The organism is Dietzia sp. DQ11-38-2, from assembly GCF_014145055.1.
In the GTDB taxonomy this organism is placed as follows: Bacteria; Actinomycetota; Actinomycetes; order Mycobacteriales; family Mycobacteriaceae; genus Dietzia.
Genome location: NZ_JAALDW010000282.1, coordinates 1 through 1,165, shown reverse-complemented (window position 1 = coordinate 1,165; position 1,165 = coordinate 1). Strand labels below are relative to the sequence as shown.

Genomic DNA, 1,165 nt, shown 5'->3' with positions numbered 1-1,165 from the left:
CGGGATCCGGTCGGGCCGGCCCGAGCCGAAGCCCGCCCCGGCGAACCCGTGGGGGGCGTCGGGCCGCTGGCCGTCGTCGAGTTCATCGTCGGAGAGCACCAGCGGCGCGGCGGGACGACCACCGCTCAGGACGGTGAGCAGGTCGGTGCGCATGTCCCCGGCGGTCTCGTACCGGTTCTCGGGGTTCTTGGCCATCGCCTGCATGACCACGGCATCGACGTACCGACCGACCTCGGGGTTGATCGCCGACGGAGGCTGCGGGGACTCCCGGACGTGCTGGTACGCCACCGCGACGGGGGACTCGCCGCTGAACGGGGGGGTTCCGGTGACCATCTCGTACAACACGCAGCCGGCCGAGTACAGGTCAGATCGTGCGTCGACCGTCTCGCCGCGGGCCTGTTCGGGACTGAGGTACTGGGCGGTGCCGAGTACGGACGAGGTGGTGGTGAGCGTCGAGGTCGAGTCGCTGACCGCGCGCGCGATGCCGAAGTCCATCACCTTGACGGCCCCGTCGCGCGAGATCATGATGTTCGCGGGCTTGACGTCGCGGTGGATGATCCCCTTCTTGTGGGAGAAGTCGAGAGCACCGCAGACGTCGGCCATCACCCCGAGAGCGCGTTCCACCTCCATGGGGCCGTCCATCTTGACGATGTCCCGGATGGTGTCGCCCTCGACCAGTTCCATGACGATGTACGGAAGCGCACCGTCGTCGGTGCGTTCCTCGCCCGTGTCGTAGATCGCGACGATCGAGGGGTGGTTGAGCGAGGCGGAGTTCTGGGCCTCCCGGCGGAAGCGCTGGTAGAAGGTCTCGTCGCGGGCCAGTTCGGGCCGCATGATCTTGACCGCCACGTCGCGGCCCAAGACGGTGTCCCGTCCCCGGTGGACCTCGGACATCCCGCCGAAGCCCAGGACCTCGCCGATCTCGTACCGGCCTGCGAGCAGATGGGGTGTGGTCATCCGCGGTCACCTGCTCTGCCGTGGGCCGGGGCCGCCGCGTCGGGGCCGGTGTTGCCACTGGCGTTGCCGCCCGGGTTGCCGCCCCCGACCTGGGCCTGCGGGACGAAGGAGTTGAACTCGGAGGTCAGCGAATCGAGCATGTCCTGCAGGTCGGGCGCCGGGGGTGTGACGGTCGGCGTCGGCTGGGGAGGGGGAGTGGGTTCGGGGG

At 69.8% G+C, this 1,165-nt stretch carries 1 protein-coding gene and 1 pseudogene; both read right to left on the bottom strand.

What is annotated here, in order from left to right; all coding sequences use genetic code 11:
- Positions 1-957, bottom strand: a 957-nt coding sequence (pknB, locus tag G6026_RS10160) for a Stk1 family PASTA domain-containing Ser/Thr kinase (RefSeq protein WP_182613107.1), incomplete at its 3' end; no start/stop codon positions are given.
- Positions 954-1,165, bottom strand: a pseudogene (locus G6026_RS10155) (serine/threonine protein kinase); the annotation flags it as partial. The pseudogene G6026_RS10155 and the gene pknB, both read right to left, overlap by 4 nt.